At 33.6% G+C, this 20608-nt stretch carries 20 protein-coding genes; 6 read left to right on the top strand and 14 right to left on the bottom strand.

Going from position 1 to position 20608, the window contains the following annotated elements; genetic code table 11:
* The first annotated feature begins 64 nt into the window (after window positions 1-64).
* The gene (locus tag IR010_RS02335; protein ID WP_029269702.1) at window positions 65-544 is read left to right on the top strand and encodes a hypothetical protein; all 480 of its coding nucleotides are present in this window, start codon (window positions 65-67) and stop codon (window positions 542-544) included.
* 84 nt (window positions 545-628) lie between these two features.
* Here the strand turns inward: IR010_RS02335 and aspA are convergent, their stop codons facing one another.
* Window positions 629-2038 carry an aspartate ammonia-lyase gene (gene aspA / locus IR010_RS02340; RefSeq protein ID WP_194601244.1) on the bottom strand — a complete coding sequence of 470 codons (1410 nt, stop codon included), beginning with the start codon at window positions 2036-2038 and terminating at the stop codon, window positions 629-631.
* A 133-nt stretch (window positions 2039-2171) separates the two neighbouring features.
* On the opposite strand from aspA, the gene IR010_RS02345 reads away from it, so the two are divergent.
* Window positions 2172-2750, top strand: coding sequence for a pentapeptide repeat-containing protein (locus IR010_RS02345; protein WP_194601247.1), 579 nt, complete (start codon window positions 2172-2174; stop codon window positions 2748-2750).
* 6 nt (window positions 2751-2756) lie between these two features.
* On the opposite strand, the gene IR010_RS02350 is transcribed toward IR010_RS02345, so the two are convergent.
* The 6 genes from IR010_RS02350 to glyA all read right to left on the bottom strand — a co-directional run bounded on the left by IR010_RS02350 (window position 2757) and on the right by glyA (window position 7583).
* Window positions 2757-3074 carry a nucleotidyltransferase family protein gene (locus tag IR010_RS02350; RefSeq protein WP_194601250.1) on the bottom strand — a complete coding sequence of 106 codons (318 nt, stop codon included), beginning with the start codon at window positions 3072-3074 and terminating at the stop codon, window positions 2757-2759.
* A gap of 4 nt (window positions 3075-3078) precedes the next feature.
* The gene (locus IR010_RS02355; RefSeq protein ID WP_194601252.1) at window positions 3079-3552 is read right to left on the bottom strand and encodes a nucleotidyltransferase substrate binding protein; all 474 of its coding nucleotides are present in this window, start codon (window positions 3550-3552) and stop codon (window positions 3079-3081) included.
* Between the two features lie 84 nt (window positions 3553-3636).
* Window positions 3637-4134, bottom strand: coding sequence for a GNAT family N-acetyltransferase (locus IR010_RS02360; RefSeq protein ID WP_194601254.1), 498 nt, complete (start codon window positions 4132-4134; stop codon window positions 3637-3639).
* Between the two features lie 15 nt (window positions 4135-4149).
* The gene (locus IR010_RS02365; RefSeq protein ID WP_194566557.1) at window positions 4150-5190 is read right to left on the bottom strand and encodes a GMP reductase; all 1041 of its coding nucleotides are present in this window, start codon (window positions 5188-5190) and stop codon (window positions 4150-4152) included.
* A gap of 384 nt (window positions 5191-5574) precedes the next feature.
* Window positions 5575-6168, bottom strand: a complete 594-nt coding sequence (locus IR010_RS02370; protein WP_029269691.1) for a tRNA-(ms[2]io[6]A)-hydroxylase — start codon at window positions 6166-6168, stop codon at window positions 5575-5577.
* 140 nt (window positions 6169-6308) lie between these two features.
* The gene (glyA, locus tag IR010_RS02375) at window positions 6309-7583 is read right to left on the bottom strand and encodes a serine hydroxymethyltransferase (protein ID WP_194566559.1); all 1275 of its coding nucleotides are present in this window, start codon (window positions 7581-7583) and stop codon (window positions 6309-6311) included.
* A 108-nt stretch (window positions 7584-7691) separates the two neighbouring features.
* On the opposite strand from glyA, the gene fahA reads away from it, so the two are divergent.
* Window positions 7692-8975: a fumarylacetoacetase gene (gene fahA / locus IR010_RS02380; RefSeq protein WP_194566561.1), complete on the top strand. Its 1284-nt coding sequence runs from the start codon at window positions 7692-7694 to the stop codon at window positions 8973-8975.
* A gap of 161 nt (window positions 8976-9136) precedes the next feature.
* Here the strand turns inward: fahA and IR010_RS02385 are convergent, their stop codons facing one another.
* Complete coding sequence (locus tag IR010_RS02385; protein WP_194601256.1) at window positions 9137-10321, bottom strand: endonuclease/exonuclease/phosphatase family protein; 1185 nt, start codon at window positions 10319-10321, stop codon at window positions 9137-9139.
* 155 nt (window positions 10322-10476) lie between these two features.
* Window positions 10477-11517, bottom strand: coding sequence for an agmatine/peptidylarginine deiminase (locus IR010_RS02390; RefSeq protein WP_029269686.1), 1041 nt, complete (start codon window positions 11515-11517; stop codon window positions 10477-10479).
* A 186-nt stretch (window positions 11518-11703) separates the two neighbouring features.
* Between IR010_RS02390 and IR010_RS02395 the strand changes: the two genes are divergently transcribed.
* Together IR010_RS02395 and IR010_RS02400 are read left to right on the top strand one after the other, a co-directional pair.
* Window positions 11704-13221: a choice-of-anchor I family protein gene (locus IR010_RS02395; protein WP_194566567.1), complete on the top strand. Its 1518-nt coding sequence runs from the start codon at window positions 11704-11706 to the stop codon at window positions 13219-13221.
* A gap of 202 nt (window positions 13222-13423) precedes the next feature.
* On the top strand, window positions 13424-14683 hold the full coding sequence (locus tag IR010_RS02400; RefSeq protein WP_194601258.1) for an OmpA family protein: 1260 nt from the start codon (window positions 13424-13426) through the stop codon (window positions 14681-14683).
* Window positions 14684-14807: 124 nt separating this feature from the next.
* Here the strand turns inward: IR010_RS02400 and IR010_RS02405 are convergent, their stop codons facing one another.
* Together IR010_RS02405 and IR010_RS02410 are read right to left on the bottom strand one after the other, a co-directional pair.
* A complete protein-coding gene (locus tag IR010_RS02405; protein WP_029269683.1) occupies window positions 14808-15698 on the bottom strand; it encodes a carbon-nitrogen hydrolase in 891 nt (296 codons plus the stop codon).
* 215 nt (window positions 15699-15913) lie between these two features.
* Window positions 15914-16324 (bottom strand): hypothetical protein, encoded by a 411-nt coding sequence (locus IR010_RS02410; RefSeq protein WP_194566571.1) that lies wholly within the window; start codon window positions 16322-16324, stop codon window positions 15914-15916.
* 154 nt (window positions 16325-16478) lie between these two features.
* On the opposite strand from IR010_RS02410, the gene IR010_RS02415 reads away from it, so the two are divergent.
* Window positions 16479-16652, top strand: a complete 174-nt coding sequence (locus IR010_RS02415) for a hypothetical protein (protein WP_194601260.1) — start codon at window positions 16479-16481, stop codon at window positions 16650-16652.
* 6 nt (window positions 16653-16658) lie between these two features.
* Here the strand turns inward: IR010_RS02415 and IR010_RS02420 are convergent, their stop codons facing one another.
* The 3 genes from IR010_RS02420 to clpB form a co-directional block, all read right to left on the bottom strand.
* Window positions 16659-17543: a DUF808 domain-containing protein gene (locus tag IR010_RS02420; RefSeq protein ID WP_194566575.1), complete on the bottom strand. Its 885-nt coding sequence runs from the start codon at window positions 17541-17543 to the stop codon at window positions 16659-16661.
* 54 nt (window positions 17544-17597) lie between these two features.
* Window positions 17598-17720 (bottom strand): hypothetical protein, encoded by a 123-nt coding sequence (locus IR010_RS20190; protein WP_255526291.1) that lies wholly within the window; start codon window positions 17718-17720, stop codon window positions 17598-17600.
* A gap of 173 nt (window positions 17721-17893) precedes the next feature.
* The gene (clpB, locus tag IR010_RS02425; protein ID WP_029269677.1) at window positions 17894-20497 is read right to left on the bottom strand and encodes an ATP-dependent chaperone ClpB; all 2604 of its coding nucleotides are present in this window, start codon (window positions 20495-20497) and stop codon (window positions 17894-17896) included.
* Window positions 20498-20608: the final 111 nt, after the last annotated feature.

Here is a 20608-nt window from a genome sequence, read left to right on the forward strand (position 1 = left end):
TGCAAAATATTTAAATACACCAACAGTAATGATTTCATTTGAAACATTCCCAAAAAAATAAACAATGAAAAATAATTTTGAATTTACTCTAGAAGACTTTCCAAACGATACTTTTGAATTTGAAAATAATATTTTCTCAGGCAAATCAACATTAAAACAAAATGGGATTCTTGTTGAGCAAACTAAAGAAAAAGGGAAGCCATTTTTATTAAAAACAGCCAATAATGAAACCGTTAAAGCTTTCCCTAAAGCAAATTTTCCAGATATATCAGCACAAGTTTTGAATATAAATGGAACGAAACATCCCATGGCAAAAAAATTAAAATGGTATGAATATTTAATTGGCGGTTTGCCTTTTTTAATAATAATCGGCGGAGGCGCAATTGGAGGATTCATTGGCGGTGCAGCAACAGTAATGAATTATACGTTTTTTAGAGAAAATATTCCTTCATTAAATAAATACCTCAAAGTATTGTTTGTTAATGTAATATGTCTTTTTATATATCTTATTTTAGCTGGTATTTTTTATAAAATATTCTATTAATAAAATGCTTTAAAACATATTTTTAAAAGCATAAAAAAGCCGTCATATAAATACTGACGGCTTTTTTAGATTATAGATAATCTTTTATTTCGTGATAAATTTTGGATGAATTAAATTCTCTAAAGAATAAATCTCATCCCATTTTTCCTGAGTGATTACTTTTCTCTCGATAACAGCAATTTCATGAACGCTTTTATTTGTTTTTAAAGCTTCGCCGGCAATACTTGCACTTTCTTCATAACCTAAAATAGGGTTCAATTGTGTTACAATTCCAATACTGTTCATTACCATATTATAACAGTGATCAACATTTGCAGTAATTCCGATGATACATTTATCAATTAGAGTTTGAATTGCATTTGAAAGATAGTCTAACGATGTAAACATAGCAAAAGCAATTACTGGTTCCATTACATTTAATTGTAATTGTCCTGCTTCAGCTGCCATAGTAACCGTTAAATCCTGTCCGATTACATAAAAACAAGTCTGGTTGACTACTTCTGGAATTACCGGATTTACTTTTCCGGGCATAATAGAAGAACCCGGCTGACGTGCGGGCAAATTAATTTCGTTTATACCTGTTCTTGGTCCAGAACTCAATAATCTTAAATCGTTGCAGATTTTAGAGATTTTTACAGCCGTTCTTTTTAATGTTCCCATGATTTGAACATACGCTCCAGTATCGACTGTCGCTTCAATTAAATCTGGTGAAAGTGTTAGCGGAATTCCAATTTCTTTTGCTAAGTAGTTTACACAAATTTCAGGATATCCTTCTGGTGCATTTACTCTTGTACCAATTGCAGTAGCTCCCATATTGATTTCTAAAACCAGGCTCTGAGCATCTTTTAACCTTCGTACGTCTTCACCAATTGTAGTTGCGTAAGATTTAAATTCTTGTCCTAAAGTCATCGGAACGGCATCTTGCAATTGCGTTCTTCCCATTTTTAAAACATTTTTAAACTCCTCTCCTTTTGCAGCAAAAGCGATTTCCAAGCCTTCTAATGTTTTAATAAAACTTTCCATTTTCAAGTAAAGTGCAATTCTAAAAGCAGACGGGTACGCATCATTTGTAGATTGAGAACAGTTAACATGATTATTTGGGTGAAGGAAATTGTATTCCCCTTTTTTATGTCCAAGATATTCTAAACCAATATTGGCAATTACTTCATTTGCATTCATATTTACTGAAGTTCCCGCCCCGCCCTGAATCAAGTCGCTTACAAATTCTTTATCGAATTTACCTGCAATAACCTGATCACTTCCGTAGCAAATTGCTTCGGCAATTTTAGGATCTAAAGCGCCACAGTCTTTATTTGCCATCGCAGCGGCTTTTTTTACATACCCTAAAGCTTTGATAAATAAAGGTTCTTTTGAAATTGGAATTCCCGTAATATTAAAATTCTCTACAGCTCTAAAGGTCTGAATACCATAATATAGTTGATTAGGAATATCTAATTCTCCTAAAAAATCATGTTCTTTTCTTGTTGATTCCATATTTTGTAATTATCATTTTTACTTTAAAAAAAATCAACGTAAAGCTACATCAAATTATAAATTTTGACTGTAAATTTTGCATAATATTTTACTTAAATTAGTATCTTTTCAACCTAAAAAATTAAAAGTCACCTTGAAAAAAGAGAGCGAATATTTCCTTGATAAAGAATACGATACTATTATTTATAATCGAGACGATCTTAATTTTAAGGATTTCGAATGCTGTATATTTAATAATTGCAATTTTTCTGCCTGCACCTTTTTAGCTGTTACTTTTATTGACTGCATTTTTAATGATTGTACTTTTAGTGAAGCAAAGATTAATTACGTCGCTTTTAGAACTGCATCTTTTAATCGATGCGAAATTAAGGAAGTGAATTTCGCCATGTGCGACAAACTAATTTTTGAAGTTCATTTTTACGATTGCATCCTTGATTTTTCTAAGTTTTACGCGCTAAAAATTAAAGGAACTACTTTTACCAACTGCAGTTTAATTGCGGTAGATTTTATGGCAACAGATCTTACAAGCGTACTTTTTGATAATTGCGATTTATATCGCTCAGAATTTGACAAGGCAACTGCCAACAAAGCCGATTTTAAGACCAGTTACAATTATACAATTGATCCATCAAAAACTAAGCTCAAAAAAGCTGTTTTTGCTTTAAAAGAAGTAAAAGGATTATTATTTAAACATGATATTATTGTGAGTTAATACAAATTAATAAGATTTGCCTTTTATATAAAACTGTTTACCCACTCTATTTATATGATTTACCAAATCAGGGTTTTCAATTTTATCAAAGATTATTAAATCAATAAAATTGGGTATATATAACTCTTCTAATTTGTTTTCGATTTGTTGCAAAGTTGACAAATCAATGAATTTTCCTTTTATTGCCAAATCAATATCAGAATTATCTCTATAGTTTCCTTTCGCTCTTGAGCCAAATATTATGACTTCATCAATATTAAAATACTGATGAAATACTGAATTAATTTTAGTTATATAATTTGAAGAAAGACCAAACGAACTCATAAAATTAAATTAGATTAATTTGTTCACCACTTTTTTTTTCTTCCATTTTTTTTTGAAAATCTAAAAACAATTGGAAATAGTCATTAATTATTTTATTAAATATTTCATTTGCAATTTCCTCATTATAAGTATGAGAAGTTTTATTACGGCTCTGAATCATATCCATCCACATTTCAGCATTTTCAATTATATGTAATCTAAAAGCTTCCCTTGTTGCATCTCTAGAACCCCCAACTGTCGAATTTCCCTGAAAAAAAGCATAATCTTTCATTACATTCCAAGCTAATTCATGAGTATATTCAAATCTTTGAATTAGGCCTTCTTTTATTAGTTCCTCTACAACATATCCTAAATTATCAGCATCTAATTCATCTTTGTCATCTAAATAATTTTGTTTTATATAATTTACTGATTCGTCTAACTTTAGTAGCGCTTTATTAAAATTAGAAAATCTTTGTTCCCATCTTATATCTTCCATATTATTTTTTTTACAAAGTTAGCTTTTTTAATATTTAGCTAAGTACAATTACAGTCAATGCCTTTTTATGATTTATTTTAACCCTTACAACCGCTTTTCCATCACATAATCTTCCATCAAAAATCCATTTCCAATGTCAATATTGACTTCATCGGTAACTTCAAATCCTAGTTTTTGATAGAAACGGAGTGCGTTATTAAATCTATTTACATTTAGTGATAATGCGATTGATTTTTTTTCAAATGCTAATTTTTCGATTTCTACTATAACTTTTTTTCCTATTCCTTTTCCTTGAGTTTCTGGCAAAAGATATATTTTATGAATTCTAGTTACGAATCCATTTTTGTAATTATGTTCAATTCCGATAAAACCAACTGTTGTTTCATCATCTAAAATTAAATAAAACAACTGTTCTTTCTTTTCAAATTGAGTTTTTAAAGCTTCATCTGAATAAATTAGATCCAACATATAATCTAACTGTTCTTTAGATAAAATTTCTCCATAGGTCAGTGGCCAAGTTAAATGTGCTATTTCTTGAATTGTTTTAAGATCTGCTATTGTTGCTTCTGAAAGTGAAATCATATTATTTGAAAAATACTAATTTGTAAAAACTTGATTTTCTTGCTCGCTGACTCTTATAAAAGTAGTTCGCTTGGTCAATTCTTTTAATCTCGAAGCGCCAACATAAGTACAAGTGCTTCTTAAACCGCCTAGAATATCTAAAACTGTATTTATTACATTTCCTTTAAACGGCACCTGAACTGTTTTTCCTTCGCTTGCACGATATTCAGCAACGCCGCCAACATGTTTATCCATAGCAGTTGTAGAACTCATTCCGTAAAATTGTTTGAATTTCTTGCCTTCAACTTCTATCAATTCTCCACCACTTTCAGTATGTCCTGCCAGCATTCCGCCGAGCATTACAAAGTCTGAACCTGCTCCAAAGGCTTTGGCAACATCTCCAGGAGTACTGCATCCGCCGTCGCTTATAATATGTCCGCCTAATCCGTGCGCTGCATCTGCACATTCTATAATCGCTGAAAGCTGCGGATAACCCACGCCAGTTTTTACGCGAGTTGTACAAACAGATCCCGGGCCAATCCCTACTTTTACAATATCAGCTCCGGCCAATAATAGTTCTTCGACCATTTCACCCGTAACTACATTTCCTGCAATAATAACTTTATCCGGATATTGTTTTCGCGTTTGTTTTAAAAACTGTACAAAATGTTCTGAATAACCGTTCGCAACGTCAATACAAATAAATTTTAATAGCGGATTTGCTGTTATTATTTCACCAATTTTTGCAAAATCTTCTTTTCCTGTTCCGGTACTAATTGCTATAAAATCATAGAAATCTGGGTTTGCATCTTTCAGAAAATCATGCCATTCCTGAGGAGAATAATGCTTATGAATGGCTGTAAAAAGCTTTTCTTTAGCTAAAACTTTAGCCATTTCGAAAGTACCAACTGTATCCATATTTGCCGCCATAATAGGAATTCCTGTCCAAATAGCTGTACTGTGTAAAAACTTGAAATTTCTTTCTAAAGATACTTCAGATCTGCTTTTCAGCGTTGATCTTTTTGGTCGAATCATTACGTCCTTAAATCCTAATTTCAGATCAGTTTCTATTCTCATGGCTTTGAATTTTGGTTACTTTCAAAGATACAATTTTAGATTGTAGTCCCGAAACTTCGGGATAGAATTTAGATTATTAAAACTTTGCGTTTATTTGGAACGCAGATGTGACCGATTCGCTTTGCGAAGACGGGGATTTTTTATTTTAGAGTTTTACAGAGATTCACAAAGATGGCACGGAGGTTCAAGAAATTTTTTAATTGGAACGTACCTTTTGACGCAGATGACACAGATTCGCTTCGCGAAGACGCGGATTTATAATGATTTTATTTATTGTAAACCTGAAATTTTCAATCAGAACGCGTTTAGATTTCACTCAACGTGACAAACTTGAAACAAAGAAAACCTGAAACCTGAAATAAAAAAAGCCTGAAACAAAACTTTTTACCCGTGAATCGTCTCTCCTTTTCCGTAATTTTTAATGATTGATTCTTCATAGGCAAGCCATTCTCTCCAACGTTTTTCTACATCAATTCCAACTCCGTATTTACGAGCGTAAGTAATGAATGTAGTATAATGTCCAGCTTCACTTTCCATTAATTCTCTGTAAAAAACAGCTAATTCTTCGTCCTGAATGTTTTCAGATAAAACCTTAAAACGTTCGCAGCTTCTTGCTTCGATCATCGCTGAAAAAAGCAATCTTTCGACTAATCCAGAAACACGGCTTCCGTCGCCGCTTTTTTTCATATATAAATACAATTCATTTACATAATCGTCTTTGCGTTCGCGACCTAATTTTAAGCCTCTTTTGATAATAATATTATGAACCTGTTCAAAATGATCGATTTCTTCTTTGGCTAAAGCCAATAAATCTTTCACCAAATCTTGATGTTCAGAGTTATTCGTTATAATTGTAATCGCATTTGTTGCTGCTTTTTGCTCGCACCAAGCATGATCTGTCAAGATTTCTTCAATGTTTTTCTCTACAATATTTACCCATCTTGGGTCTGTTGGCAGTTGTAATCTTAGTACGCCCATGTCTTTTTGTTTTTTTGTTTCAGGTTTTCTTTGTTTCAAGTTTCAGATTCGATCCGAAACTAAAAAAGTTTAAAGTTTTGTTCTACGTTTTTTTACGCGTCACAAAACTTTAAACTTGAAACTTTAAACTTGAAACTATATTAATATACGAAAATAGGTCTTTCGCTCATCATTTCATTTACTTCGTTAGCTACTTCTTCGATAACTGTTTCGTTTGTATGATCAGACAAAACTTTATCGATAAGCGCTACGATAGTTTCCATATCTTCTTCAATTAAACCACGAGTTGTGATTGCAGCTGTTCCTACGCGAATTCCAGATGTGATAAATGGAGATTTATCGTCAAATGGAACCATATTTTTATTTACTGTAATTTCTGCTTTTACTAATGCATTTTCAGCTTCTTTACCAGAAATGTTTTTATTTCTTAAGTCAATAAGCATCATGTGGTTATCGGTTCCGCCAGAAATAATTTGGTATCCTCTTTTTACAAATGCATCTGCCATAGCGTTTGCATTTTTTTGCAATTGCATAGCATACGTAAAGAACTCATCTTTTAATGCTTCACCAAAAGCAACAGCTTTAGCAGCAATAATGTGCATTAATGGTCCACCTTGATTTCCTGGGAAAACAGCAAGATCTAATAATGATGACATCATTCTGATTTCTCCTTTTGGAGTTTTCAAACCTTGTGGATTTTCGAAATCTTTTCCCATCAAAATCAAACCTCCACGTGGCCCACGCAAAGTTTTGTGTGTTGTCGTAGAAACGATATGACAATGAGGAATCGGGTCATTCATTAATCCTTTTGCAATTAAACCTGCAGGGTGAGAAATATCAGCAAATAAGATCGCTCCTACGCTGTCAGCGATTTCTCTGAAACGTGCAAAATCCATATCGCGAGAATAAGCAGATGCTCCGGCGATGATTAATTTTGGCTGTTCTTTAGTCGCAATTTCTTGAATTTTGTCATAATCTAAACGACCAGTTTCAGCATCTACACCGTAAAAAACTGGCTTGTATAAACGACCTGAAAAGTTTACTGGAGAACCGTGAGTTAAGTGACCACCATGAGATAAATCAAAACCTAAGATAGTATCACCAGGATTTAAACAAGCGTGGTAAACTGCTGTATTAGCTTGAGAACCTGAGTGAGGTTGTACGTTTGCGTATTCAGCACCAAATAATTCTTTTGCTCTGTCTATTGCAATTTGCTCGATAACGTCAACTACTTCGCAACCGCCGTAGTATCTTTTGCCAGGATAACCTTCGGCATATTTATTAGTTAAAACAGAACCAGCTGCTTCCATTACTTCGTCACTTACAAAATTCTCAGAAGCAATAAGTTCTAGTCCGTGAATTTGTCTGTCTTGTTCCTCTAGTATAAGGTCAAAAATTTGTTCGTCGCGTTGCATTTTTTCGTTTTTCGTTAATTTCCTGCAAAAATACAAAAAAACGTTTGTCAAACTGTTAGATTATGATATATTTGACATACAATTTTTCAACAAATAATTAACATTCACATGCCAATAACCGCCAACGATACCAAAAGAAAATCATGGTTAGAAGTGCCAGAAAATAGCGACTTCCCTATTCAAAATATTCCTTTCGGTGTATTTCTTACTAAAGAAAATGTCGTTACAGTAGGAACAAGAATTGGCGATTACGCTATAGATTTAGGAGCTTTACAACAATTGAACTATTTTGAAGGAATAGATTTAACTGATGATATGTTCATGCAAGACACGCTTAATGATTTTATTTCTGATGGAAAAAAAACATGGCGTTTAGTTCGAAATCGTATCGCTGAAATTTTCGATGAAACGAACCCTCAACTTAGAGATTCAACAAAAGATAAAGATATTGTTATTTTTAAAATTGATGATGTCGAAATGCAATTGCCGGTTTTAATTGGCGATTATACTGACTTTTATTCAAGTAAAGAACACGCTACTAACGTAGGAAAAATGTTCCGTGATCCTGAAAATGCTTTATTGCCAAACTGGCTTCATATACCTGTAGGTTATCACGGAAGAAGTTCTACTATTGTTCCGTCTGGCATTCCGGTTCACAGACCAATGGGACAAACTTTGCCTGCTGGAGAAAAATATCCTGTTTTTGGTCCGTCTCGTTTAGTGGATTTTGAATTAGAAACTGCTTTTATTACAACCGACGTTAATGTAATGGGAGAAAACATCCCCACTTACGAAGCTGAAGATTATATTTTCGGAATGGTTTTATTGAATGATTGGAGCGCACGCGATATTCAGAAATGGGAATATGTGCCACTTGGACCATTCTTAGCAAAAAACTTTGCGACCTCTATTTCTCCTTGGATTGTGACTATGGATGCTTTAGAGCCTTTTAGAACAAAAGGTCCAAAACAAGATCCGTCGCCGCTTCCTTATTTACAAACAAAAGGCAAAAAAGCTTTTGATATTCATTTAGAAGTTTCACTTAAACCTGAAGAAGCAGAAGAAACTATAGTTTCAAAATCAAATTTTAAATATTTATATTGGTCAATGAGTCAGCAATTAGCGCATCATACTTCAAACGGATGCCGTGTGAATTCTGGTGATATGATGGGCTCTGGAACTATTTCTGGACCAACTCCAGACAGCTTCGGTTCTATGTTAGAACTGACTTGGGGAGGAAAAAATCCGATTAAATTAAAAGATGGAAGCGAACGTAAATTTATAGAAGATAACGATACCGTAATCATAAGAGGTTTCTGCGAAAATGCTGAAGTACGAATTGGTTTTGGAGAAGTTTGCAGTCAATTATTGCCTCCCTTTATCAGACCATAAGGAGTCCTAAAATATTAATTTTAGTTCATATAATAAAGAGCTTGTTAGAATTAAACTAACAAGCTCTTTTTGTTTTGAGTCTCGCATTCTGAGGCTTCGGGAGCGAAGTTGCAAAGATTTTTTTGCGTTTAAAAAACAAAAAAATATAGAGAAGAAGTTATTTACTCCAAAACTACCTTCACCCAAACTAAACGATGATCTGAACTTGATTCACGTTTTTCAACCAATTCTGACATTGGTTCACCTTTTGCAGGCCAGAATACACCGCTGTTGATAACCTTAAAACCAAGTTTTGAAGGCAATACATAATCAGCACGCATTCTCCAAAAGGCAGTATGATTAATTCCGAAAGGGTTTTGAGGACTATGTTCCGCACCTCCTTTACTTGCAGGTGTAAGGTCGCTGTTAACTTTAGGATGGTCAAGTAATGACTTTATACCTTCCATAATAGCATTTCCTTCTACCGGTGAAGCATTTTGATCACCCACTATAACAAATTGAGAATTCGCAGGTAAGCCTCCCTTTACTCCTTTGTCATCATAAATATATGAAGCTGTATTGTCTGAAATATAGTCCTTCCAGAAACGGATTTCATCATGATTTCTTTTTCCATTACGATCTTCTGCACCATCAAAAGAAGGAGGAGTAGGATGACTGGCTAAAATATGAACCGTTTTCTTGCCAATTTGAACAGGAACGTCCCAGTGAGATTTGGAAGATAATGGAAATTGCTCCCATGCTTCCTTGCTATACCAATCCGAACCATCCGCGTTTTTGGTAAGCAATGCTCCCGGCATATCTTTCCATTTAAAATGTTGAAAAGTACGGACTGCCTTAACATCAATAGGGTATTTTGACAAAATCATCATAGCATATTGACCAGGATACATACCAAATAACCAAGCATCACTTCCAAAATTTTCTGACTTTCCGTCATTGTTCAAATCGTAAGGGCTTGGCTGACCAGTATTCACCGTTGAGTAATAGAAATAAGGATAATCAATAGCCGTTGCTCCGCCTTGAGCCACTTTTAAATAATTTTTAATAAACGCCTTTACCCCAAGTTTAGGATTTTTAATGTAATCAAACTCGTTTAGCAAAATAACATCCGGCCTTACCGTCTGAATAATTTGGGCGATGTTTTTAATTTGAACGTTATTTCCTGAATCAAGCTGATTGATCAATATCTGCTCCGAATTTCCCTTCGTACCTCTCGGAAAATAGTTTTCAGATTCCATACTTACATTATAGGTAGCAAATGTAAGTTCAACTGGTTTTTGTGGATTAGTTTGTGAAAAAAGAGCTCCCTGAGAAAGCATAGAAAGGACCAAAAATATTTTTTTCATTATAAAAATTGAATCTGCATTGCTGCATTTGTTGACTGGACAAATTTAAGAATGTTGCCGGGACGCACGGTAGTTCCGTATGTTAAGTATATGTAAATAAAAAAGCTGTCACTAAAAGTGACAGCTCAATAATATTGTATAATTAGAGGCGAAAATTAAGCCGGAATCTGTTGGCTTAAACAATGTAAGGTTCCGAATCCCCAGATAAAATCAATACAGCTAATTCCGATTACTTCACGATCAGGAAAACATTCTGATAATATATTTAAAGCTACGCGATCGTTGCTGTCATTAAAAGTTGGAACTAAAACGCAATTATTCAAAATCAAGAAATTAGCATAACTTGCCGGTAATCTTAAATCTTCAAAATCAACACGTTTTGGCATTGGAAGCGCTACAATTGTCGGCGATTTTCCGTCTTCTAATTTTGCATTTTGTAAACGCTTTAAATTATCCTGTAAAGGTTTATAATTTGAATCGTTTTTATCTGTTTCAACAATTGTTACAATGGTATCTTCATTTACAAATCGGCATAAATCGTCGATATGACCATGTGTATCATCTCCTTCAATTCCGTTTCCAAGCCAGATTACGTTGGTAATTCCTAAGTATTCTTTAAAAACAGCTTCGTAATCTTCTTTAGTGAAATTTTTATTTCGAACCTGAGTTGTAGGATGCATCAAACATTCTTCAGAGGTTAACAAAGTTCCTCTTCCATTTACATCAATTGCGCCACCTTCAACAATTACTGGTTTTCCTTTATAAGTAACCTGAGTTAATGGCACATCAATAAAATCAGCAATTTTGCCTGGAACAAATTTATCTAATTGATAATTTTTATATTTTGCCCAGCCATTAAAGTTGAAATTTAAAGCTTCTCTTTTAGAACCATTTTTCACAATAATTGGTCCAGAATCACGCATCCAGCTTCTATTTGTTTTATGTATAATGAAAGAAACATTCGCAAGATTTACGCGCGCACTTTCTAACATTTCGGTAACTTTTGCTTTTAATTTTTCATCGGCTACGACCAAAAAAACAGTTTCAAAAGTTGCGACTTTTTTAATAAATTCTACAAAAGCCCATTGAACGGCTTCGTATTTTCCCGGCCAATCGTTGCCATTATGCGGAAAACACAATACAATTCCTTGTTGCTTTTCCCATTCTGCTGGAAATCTTCTATTATTTGTTGACATAAAGAGGTTCTAATTTTAAAAGAGCACAAAGATAAACATTCAAAAGGATTATAAAAAATACAGTAAAATTCAAATCAAAATTATGCCAAAATATGTGGTAAAATTTAAGTTATAGATTAAATAATGAAGCCTTAATATACACCCAAGTTCTCCTAATTACTTTTGACAAACTAAAAACTATTTAAAATGAAAAAACTAACTATCTCATTATTAGCAGCACTTTTTATAATGGCAAGCTGTAATAACGATGAAAATTCAAAAGGAGAACCTGAAGTTGCAGTAAATGAAAATCCAGCTTCTTTTAAGGAAATTGGGTCTATCACCATTGGCGGTGAAGCTGCTGCTGAAATTTCTGCTTATGATGAAAAAACAAAAAGACTTTTTACAGTAAATAACAGTAGTACAAATCAAATTGATGTAATTGATATTTCTGACCCAACAAAACCTGTTAAAGTTGGCAAAATTGATTTAACACCATATGAAGGTGCTTCAAATAGTGTTTCTATTTACGACGGAAAGCTTGCTGTTGCTTTAGAATCAACAGTTAACAAACAAGGAAACGGAAAAGTCGTTGTTTTTAACACCACAGATTATAGCTTAATAAAACAAGTTACCGTTGGTGCATTGCCAGATATGATTACTTTTTCAGCTGACGGAAAATATATTATGACCGCTAATGAAGGCGAACCAAATACTGATTATTCTCAAGATCCAAACGGAACTATTTCTATTATTGAAACAAGCACATATACTGTTACAACATTAGATTTTGCTTCTTTCAGCGGTCAGGCAGCGACATTAGCTAAGGACGGATTTAGAATTTCAAAATTTGCTAAAAGTTTTGCTCAAGATATTGAGCCTGAATACATTACTATTTCTGACGATTCTAAAACAGCTTGGGTAACTTTACAGGAAAATAATGGCGTTGCAAAAGTAGATTTAACATCTAAAACTATTACAACTATTTATCCTTTAGGATTTAAAGATTTTAATACTGCTGATAACGCGATTGATGTAAGCGATAAAGATGATAAAGTAGCTTTTAATCCATGGAAAGTAAAAGGTATGTTCATGCCAGACGCTATTAGTCATTTTTCTGCTAATAATGTTCCGTATTTTGTAACAGCTAATGAAGGAGATGCCAGAGAATATAATGCCAATACTGATATTAAGCGAATGAAAGACATGAAGTTAGACGCAACAGTTTTTCCTGATGCTGCTACTTTAAAATTAGAATCTAATTTAGGAAGATTGAATTTGATTGCTGATATGGGTGATACTGACGGCGATGGTGACTTAGATGAAATGGTAAGTTTTGGCGCACGTTCTTTCTCTATATGGAATGGAAATACTGGAAAAATTGTCTTTGACAGCAAAAATGAGGTTGACAAAAAAACTCAGGAATTGGGAACTTACGATGATAAAAGAAGCGATGACAAAGGTTCTGAACCAGAAGCTGTTGTGGTAGCTAAAATGGGAACTCAAAACATATTATTTGTTGGTATAGAAAGATCTGATGCATTTATGACTTACGATGTTACAAATCCAGCTTCTCCTCAATATTTGCAAACCGTAAAAACAGGCGATGCACCAGAAGGTGTACTTTTTATTCCGGCTTCTAAGAGTCCAACAAAAAGAAGTTTATTAGTTGTCAGTAGCGAAGGAGATGGCACAATTAAAATTTATCAGCCAGATTTAAAGTAATCGATATAGTAAAAATCAAAAAAAGGATAAAAATTAAATTTTATCCTTTTTTTTTATAAAATATTTAACTTTAATTAACACATTTTCAGAATTCTAAGTTAATTAGTGGGAATTATGTAAGACCCGATACAACACATATCATAAACATGAGCGATACTTTTGTCAGGAATTAAAATAAAAAACAAATTAAATTTTTGATATCATGAAAAAGAAATTAGCATCATTATCTTTATTACTATTAACAGTCGCTGCGGGCGCTCAAAATATGGCTACAACTTCTGCAAAGCCATCTACTGACCAAGAGTACAACAAATGGTCTATCGAATTAAATGGTGGTGTTAACAAACCAACCAGAACGATGACTCCAGGTTATTCAACAGAATCTTTAAATTTCTTTCACGCAGATTTAGGTGCTAGATACATGTTCAATCCTAAGTTTGGTTTAAAATTAGATGTTGGTTACGATCAATTTAAAGAACGTGAAAATACTCCTGACTTCGAAAGCAGATATGTTAGAGCAAGTTTACAAGGTGTTGTTAATGTAGGAAGAGCTTTAAATTTTGAAACTTGGACAAATACAATTGGTATTTTGGCTCATGGTGGTTTTGGAGTTTCTCAAATTAGTACTGAAACTGGGCCAGGCGGACAAGATTATATGGCTCACGGAATTGCTGGTTTGACTGGACAAATTAAATTAAGCAACAGAGTTGCATTGACAGGTGACCTTACAGGAATTGTTAATGGAAGACAAAACTGGAACTTTGATGGAATGGGTAATACTACAAGCGGTTCTTTTGACGGAGTATTGTTAAACGCTTCTGTTGGTTTGACTTTCTATCTAGGTAAAAATGCAAAACATGCTGACTGGGTTGGTGAAGAAGATCGTTACAAAGAATTAGAAGAAAGAGTTACAACAATCGAAACTGGACTTATCGACACTGATAAAGATGGTGTTGCTGACTTGTATGATTTAGAACCAAATACAGTTTCTGGAGTAGCAGTAAATACAAAAGGACAATCTATTGATACGAATCAAAATGGTGTTCCTGATGAGTTAGAAAGCTATTTAGAAAAAACTTACGGACAAAACGGTAAAGCAGCTGCAACTAACGGTACTATCGAAGAATTGATTAATGGCGGATATGTAAATGTTTATTTTGATTTTAATTCATCTAAACCAACAAATGCTTCATTATCTGGTGTTGATTTCTTAGTGAAATACTTGAAAAACAATCCAGGTAAAACTGCCGATATCATTGGATATTCTGACGAAATTGGAAGTTCTAACTATAACACTGAATTGTCTAGAAAAAGAGCTGAAGCTGTGAAAAGCGTAGCTACAAACGCTGGAATCGATGCTTCTAGATTGAATGTAATTGCTAACGGAGAAGATACTTCTGTAAACAAAAATTCTAAAGAAGCACGTCAAATCGTGAGAAGAGTTACTTTCCAAGTAAAATAATTCTAAAAGAATTTAAATATATAAAAGGCGGTTTCAATAATTGAAACCGCCTTTTTATTTGCAAAGAAAAAGGACAAAGTTTAGTAAGCTTTGTCCTTTTTTTTATGGTTTAAATAATAATTAATTATTTATCAATTGCTCTTTTTGTAATATCTCCAAAAGCATCAATTCTTCTGTCTCTGAAAAATGGCCAGTTTTGACGAACATTTTCCTGTAAGTCTAAATCAACTTCAGCAATTAAAATTTCTTCTTGATCATGAGAAGCCTGAGCTAAAATTTCACCTTGAGGTCCAGCAATAAATGAAGCTCCCCAAAATTGAATTCCTTCTGTTCCTTCAATATATTTTTCTAAACCAATTCGGTTTGCAGCTGCTACGAAAACTCCATTTGCTACAGCGTGGCCTTTCATTACATTCATCCAAGCGCCGTATTGATTTTCTCCGTATTGCTCTTTTTCTTTTGGATGCCATCCAATTGCAGTTGGATAAAATAATACTTCAGCACCTTTTAAAGCAGTTATACGAGCTGCTTCTGGATACCATTGATCCCAGCAGATTAAAGTACCAACAGTTCCTTTTTTTGTTTCAATCGCCTGAAAACCTAAATCGCCAGGAGTGAAATAGAATTTTTCATAAAAATGAGGATCATCCGGAATATGCATTTTTCTATACAAACCAGCTTCTGTACCATCTGTATCAATAATGTAAGCGCTGTTGTGGTAAATTCCGGCCATTCTTTTTTCGAAGAAAGGAACAATAATTACAACTCCTAATTCTTTTGCCAATTCGCTGAAAGCAATAAAAGAAGTGCTGTATAATGGTTCTGCTAATGCAAAATTATCTACATCTTCGCTTTGGCAAAAATAGTGACTGCTATATAATTCTGGAAGCAAGATAACTTCTGCGCCTTTTCCTGCAGCATCTCTTACCCAGCTGATACATTTTTTTAGATTATTTTCGGCAACGTCATTCAGGTTTAACTGAATAACGGCTATTTTATATTTTCTTTTCGGCATGACATAAAATTTAGAGTGCAAAAATAGTAAATTTTAGAGGAATGGCAAAGTCTGCTTAAACGCAAAGGATACAAAGATTTATGCGAAATTCACAAAGATTGTATTTCACTTTACTAATTAAAAAGAAAACCATTTTACAATTATCTCATTCCATTTTAAATGAATAAGATAATTGCAAAATGGTTTTTAAACCTAAAATTAAGAACTAAAATTGCTTATTCAATAACCACTTTTGCAGTTACAAATTCAGTCTCTGATTTTTTAAATTTAATTTCAAATGTTCCTTTTGTAGTCGATTTGAATTTGTAAACTGTTTTCTTTGGATCTGGAACTTGTTGTGTACAAACTTCTGATGGATATTTTGCTTCAACTTGCAATCCTTTTACTCCACCAATTGTAACTTCAGAAATTTTATCAAACTCTCCGCAAGCATTATCAACAATAAACGTTACATCATAACTTAATTCTTCATTTACTTTTCCTGTTGCTGGTCCCTTAACTTCTGTAACCAGTGCAACTTTTGTTGTTGGATTTGTTGTTTTTACATCATCGTCATTGCTGCACGAAACAAATGCAGTTGCTAAAAATAATACTACTAAAACTGATTTTAATCTAAAACTTTTCATATAAAATAATAATTAATTGTTAATTACTATGAAGACGTTAGATAATTGCAATGGTTGCTTTGACAAAATGTTAAATAGTTTTACAAAAACATTAAACGGCTAAAGATCAAATATTTATTTAATAAAAAAAATTGCGCAACTACCGTTATTTCTTATGAAAATTAAACTTTCAATTCTAGCCCCGACAGAAACGGTATCCTTTTTCTGGCTGCTCCAGACAGAAAAAGATATAGTGTATGGCGGGACAAAACGTGCATTGAAACGTTTATTTCTGCTTCAAAAAAAAAACACCAGCTTTATGACTGGTGTTTTTAATTATGTTTTCTAAATCGAATTATAGTACTGGTTCTTTCTTTTTGAAGATTTTTTTAATAAGATTTACAATCGCTAAAACGATAAATCCTAATGCTAGTCCGATTATAAATTCTCTTATTATGGATGGGAAATTCGGCAATAGATGGTGGAAAAATTCAATATTATGGATGAATAAACCTCCTGCTACTAAAATTAAAGCGATCGTACCAATTACAGTTAAAGCCTTAATAACCTTAGGAAGTGCCTGAACTAAAATATTTCCGATAAATTTCAGTACTCCATTTTCCTTTTTACTAATCTGGATCAGTTTAAAACCTGCTTCATCCATTCGCACAATAAGCGCAACAATGCCATAAACACCAACTGTTGCAATTACCGCAATAATTGATACAACCACGATCTGCTGTAAAATAGGTTTGCCAATGACGGTTCCCAAAGCAATAATTACAATTTCGACAGATAAAATAAAATCGGTTAAAATAGCTGATTTTATTTTTCCTTTCTCGGCTGCCAGAATTTCTTCTTCTGTAAAAGTTTCTTCTGTTATTCCTTCTGATTCTTCGTAACTGTGCGGGAAGAAAAATTCGTAAATTTTTTCGGCACCTTCATAAGCTAAAAACAAGCCTCCTAAAACCAGAATTACTATTATTGCAATTGGTAAAAAGGCACTTAAAAGAAAAGCGATTGGCAAAATAATTATTTTATTAAGAAGCGAGCCTTTGCTAATTGCCCAAAGCACCGGAAGTTCTCTAGATGAAGCAAATCCTGAAGCTTTTTCGGCATTTACTGCCAAATCATCACCCAAAATACCTGCTGTTTTTTTTGCTGCAACTTTGCTCATTACTGCAACATCATCCATGATTGCAGCAATATCATCTAATAGTACGAAAAACCCTGATGCCATTATATTTTTTATTTGTGCGAATTTAATACTTTTTATTTAATTCATCCTTTAGAATTAACGGCTGCATTGCCCTAAAAGTACCCAAATGATTATAAAAACCAATACAGTTCCAAAGCATCCGCCTCCTAATTTTTTTGCACCGTAACCTGCTAATAATCCTCTAAATAAGTTGTTCATAGTATTTTTTTTTATGTTATTATTTTTTAATTGTTTAAGTAAAGGTCAGAATTTAGCAAGAAAATCTTTTTATATTAATTTTATAAAAAGTTTCATGATTCACGGATTTTGTATATTAAAAAAAACACCAGCCTTACGACTGGTGCTTTTTCCTCAAAAAAATAACCTAAGAATTATACGACAGGCTGTGTTTGATTTCTAAAAACCAATTTTCCGTCGAAAGCATCTAATAAAATAATACTGTCTGTAGTAATGTTTCCTGCCAAAATTTCTTTAGACAATTGATTTAATACTTCTCTTTGAACCACACGTTTTACTGGCCTTGCACCAAACTGCGGATCATATCCTTTGTCAGACAAATACTGAATAGCTTCTGGTGTTGCATCCATAGCAATACCTTGCAGTGCCAGCATTTTTGTAACACTTTTTAGTTGCAAGCCAACAATTCTCGAAATATTTTCGACTGTTAATGGCGTAAACATTACGATTTCGTCGATACGGTTTATAAATTCCGGACGGACAGTTTGTTTTAATAATCCCAAAACTTCAGTTTTTGCGGCTTCTGTTGCTGCTTCTACTCCACCTTTAAGATTTTCAAACTTTTCTTGTATAATCTGACTTCCCATATTAGAAGTCATAATTATAATTGTATTTTTAAAATCAGCCAAACGACCTTTATTATCTGTCAATCGGCCTTCGTCTAATACTTGCAATAAAATATTAAAAGTGTCTGGATGCGCTTTTTCGATCTCGTCCAGCAAAATCACAGAATACGGTTTTCTACGAACAGCTTCTGTCAATTGACCACCTTCATCATAACCAACATATCCCGGAGGTGCACCAACTAAACGGCTCACACTGTGGCGTTCCTGGTACTCACTCATATCAATTCTAGTCATCGCATTTTCGTCATCAAAAAGATATTCTGCTAAAGCTTTTGCCAGCTCTGTTTTACCAACTCCGGTTGTTCCTAAGAATAAGAATGTTCCAACTGGTTTTTTCATATCCTGCAAACCTGCACGGCTTCTTCGAACAGCATCACTAACGGCTTCAATTGCTTCTTCCTGACCTACCACACGTTTGTGCAATTCATCTTCAAGATGCAGCAGTTTTTCTCTCTCGGTCTGAAGCATTTTCATAACCGGAATTCCAGTCCATTTTGCAACTACTTCGGCAATATCTTCACGAGTAACTTCTTCTTTAATTAATGAATTACCTGATTGATATTCTTGTAATTGTTTCTGTAAAACATCAAGACGTTCTTGCGCTTCTTTAATTTTTCCGTAACGAATTTCAGCTACTTTTCCGTAATCGCCATCACGTTCTGCACGTTCTGCTTCGTATTTAAAATCTTCAATTTCTAATTTTACAGCCTGAATTCCGTCAACAACATCTTTTTCAGATTTCCATTTTGCATAGATTTCGTTTCGTTCTTCTTTTAAATTCGCCAAATCCATGCGTAAGATTTTAAGCTTGCTTTCTTCTTTTTCGCGTTTTATGGCTTCAATTTCAATTTCAAGCTGCATTATTTTACGATCCAAAACATCTAACTCTTCTGGTTTTGAATTGATTTCCATACGAAGTTTAGAAGCTGCTTCATCCATCAAATCGATCGCTTTATCTGGTAAGAAACGATTTGTAATATAACGTTGCGAAAGTTCGACTGCGGCAATAATTGCTTCATCTTTAATTTGAACTTTATGATGCGTTTCGTATTTTTCTTTAATTCCACGCAATATTGAAATCGCACTTTCCGTATCTGGCTCATCAATCAAAACCTTTTGAAAACGTCTTTCTAAAGCTTTATCCTTTTCAAAGTATTTTTGATATTCATCTAAAGTCGTTGCTCCAATTGCTCTTAATTCACCGCGAGCCAAAGCTGGCTTTAAAATATTAGCTGCGTCCATTGCACCTTCGCCTCCACCCGCGCCTACAAGCGTGTGAATCTCATCAATGAATAAAACAATATCCCCTTCTGCAGCTGTAACTTCTTTAACAACTGATTTTAAGCGTTCTTCAAATTCTCCTTTGAATTTTGCTCCAGCAATCAGAGCTCCCATATCTAATGAGAAAACGATTTTATCTTTTAAATTTTCCGGAACGTCTCCATCAACAATTCTGTGTGCTAAACCTTCAGCAATTGCAGTTTTACCCACTCCAGGTTCCCCAACCAACATTGGGTTATTTTTGGTTCTTCTAGTCAGAATCTGCAGTACACGGCGAATTTCTTCATCACGTCCAATAACTGGATCTAATTTTCCTGTACGCGCTAATTCGTTTAAATTTTTAGCGTATTTGTTTAATGCGTTATATGTTTCTTCTGCAGAAGCAGATGTTACTCTTTCTCCTTTTCGAAGCTCTTCGATTGCTGCTTTAAGACCCTTTCCGGTTACACCTTGATCTTTCAGAATTTGAGAAACTTTGCTTTTAGAATCGAAAATTGCCAGAATCAAATGTTCGATCGAAACGTATTCGTCATTCATTTTTTGAGCAATAATTTCAGCTTCATTCAGTGCTTTATTTGCATCTCTGGAAAGTAAAATATCGCCTCCAGAAACTTTTGGAAAACTCTGAATTGTACTGTCTAATATTTGTAAAAACAACGGCACATTTACATTGAGTTTCTTCAAAATAAAAGGCGCTACATTTTCATCTACTTCAAAAATAGCTTTAAAAATGTGTTCGTTTTCTATTTGTTGCTGTCCGTTGCGTTGCGCCAATTGCTGTGAGAGCTGAATGGCTTCTTGCGACTTAATAGTAAATTTATTTATGTTCATATTTATTTGATTTGATTGATTTTTATTTGTTTGCTATTCAATAAGATTAAAGTTACAATTTATTGAGATAAAATTTTTGCTTCAAATAAGCTAACTTTGTACTCGGATAGA

This window comes from Flavobacterium sp. MR2016-29, from assembly GCF_015350695.1.
In the GTDB taxonomy this organism is placed as follows: domain Bacteria; phylum Bacteroidota; class Bacteroidia; order Flavobacteriales; family Flavobacteriaceae; genus Flavobacterium.

Bases quoted from the DNA above. Each gene is read 5' to 3' on its own strand.
- IR010_RS02370 (WP_029269691.1), bottom strand. From the start codon at position 6,168: ATGGGCGTACTAAGATTACAACTGCCAACAGACCCAAGATGGGTAAAT.
- IR010_RS02415 (WP_194601260.1), top strand. From the start codon at position 16,479: ATGAAAATTAAACTTTCAATTCTAGCCCCGACAGAAACGGTATCCTTT.
- IR010_RS02395 (WP_194566567.1), top strand. From the start codon at position 11,704: ATGAAAAAACTAACTATCTCATTATTAGCAGCACTTTTTATAATGGCA.
- IR010_RS02385 (WP_194601256.1), bottom strand. From the start codon at position 10,321: ATGAAAAAAATATTTTTGGTCCTTTCTATGCTTTCTCAGGGAGCTCTT.
- IR010_RS02410 (WP_194566571.1), bottom strand. From the start codon at position 16,324: ATGAAAAGTTTTAGATTAAAATCAGTTTTAGTAGTATTATTTTTAGCA.
- IR010_RS02350 (WP_194601250.1), bottom strand. From the start codon at position 3,074: ATGAGTTCGTTTGGTCTTTCTTCAAATTATATAACTAAAATTAATTCA.
- IR010_RS20190 (WP_255526291.1), bottom strand. From the start codon at position 17,720: ATGAACAACTTATTTAGAGGATTATTAGCAGGTTACGGTGCAAAAAAA.
- fahA (WP_194566561.1), top strand. From the start codon at position 7,692: ATGCCAATAACCGCCAACGATACCAAAAGAAAATCATGGTTAGAAGTG.
- IR010_RS02405 (WP_029269683.1), bottom strand. From the start codon at position 15,698: ATGCCGAAAAGAAAATATAAAATAGCCGTTATTCAGTTAAACCTGAAT.
- IR010_RS02420 (WP_194566575.1), bottom strand. From the start codon at position 17,543: ATGGCATCAGGGTTTTTCGTACTATTAGATGATATTGCTGCAATCATG.
- IR010_RS02365 (WP_194566557.1), bottom strand. From the start codon at position 5,190: ATGAGAATAGAAACTGATCTGAAATTAGGATTTAAGGACGTAATGATT.
- IR010_RS02355 (WP_194601252.1), bottom strand. From the start codon at position 3,552: ATGGAAGATATAAGATGGGAACAAAGATTTTCTAATTTTAATAAAGCG.
- IR010_RS02400 (WP_194601258.1), top strand. From the start codon at position 13,424: ATGAAAAAGAAATTAGCATCATTATCTTTATTACTATTAACAGTCGCT.
- IR010_RS02390 (WP_029269686.1), bottom strand. From the start codon at position 11,517: ATGTCAACAAATAATAGAAGATTTCCAGCAGAATGGGAAAAGCAACAA.
- IR010_RS02335 (WP_029269702.1), top strand. From the start codon at position 65: ATGAAAAATAATTTTGAATTTACTCTAGAAGACTTTCCAAACGATACT.
- glyA (WP_194566559.1), bottom strand. From the start codon at position 7,583: ATGCAACGCGACGAACAAATTTTTGACCTTATACTAGAGGAACAAGAC.
- IR010_RS02360 (WP_194601254.1), bottom strand. From the start codon at position 4,134: ATGATTTCACTTTCAGAAGCAACAATAGCAGATCTTAAAACAATTCAA.
- clpB (WP_029269677.1), bottom strand. From the start codon at position 20,497: ATGAACATAAATAAATTTACTATTAAGTCGCAAGAAGCCATTCAGCTC.
- aspA (WP_194601244.1), bottom strand. From the start codon at position 2,038: ATGGAATCAACAAGAAAAGAACATGATTTTTTAGGAGAATTAGATATT.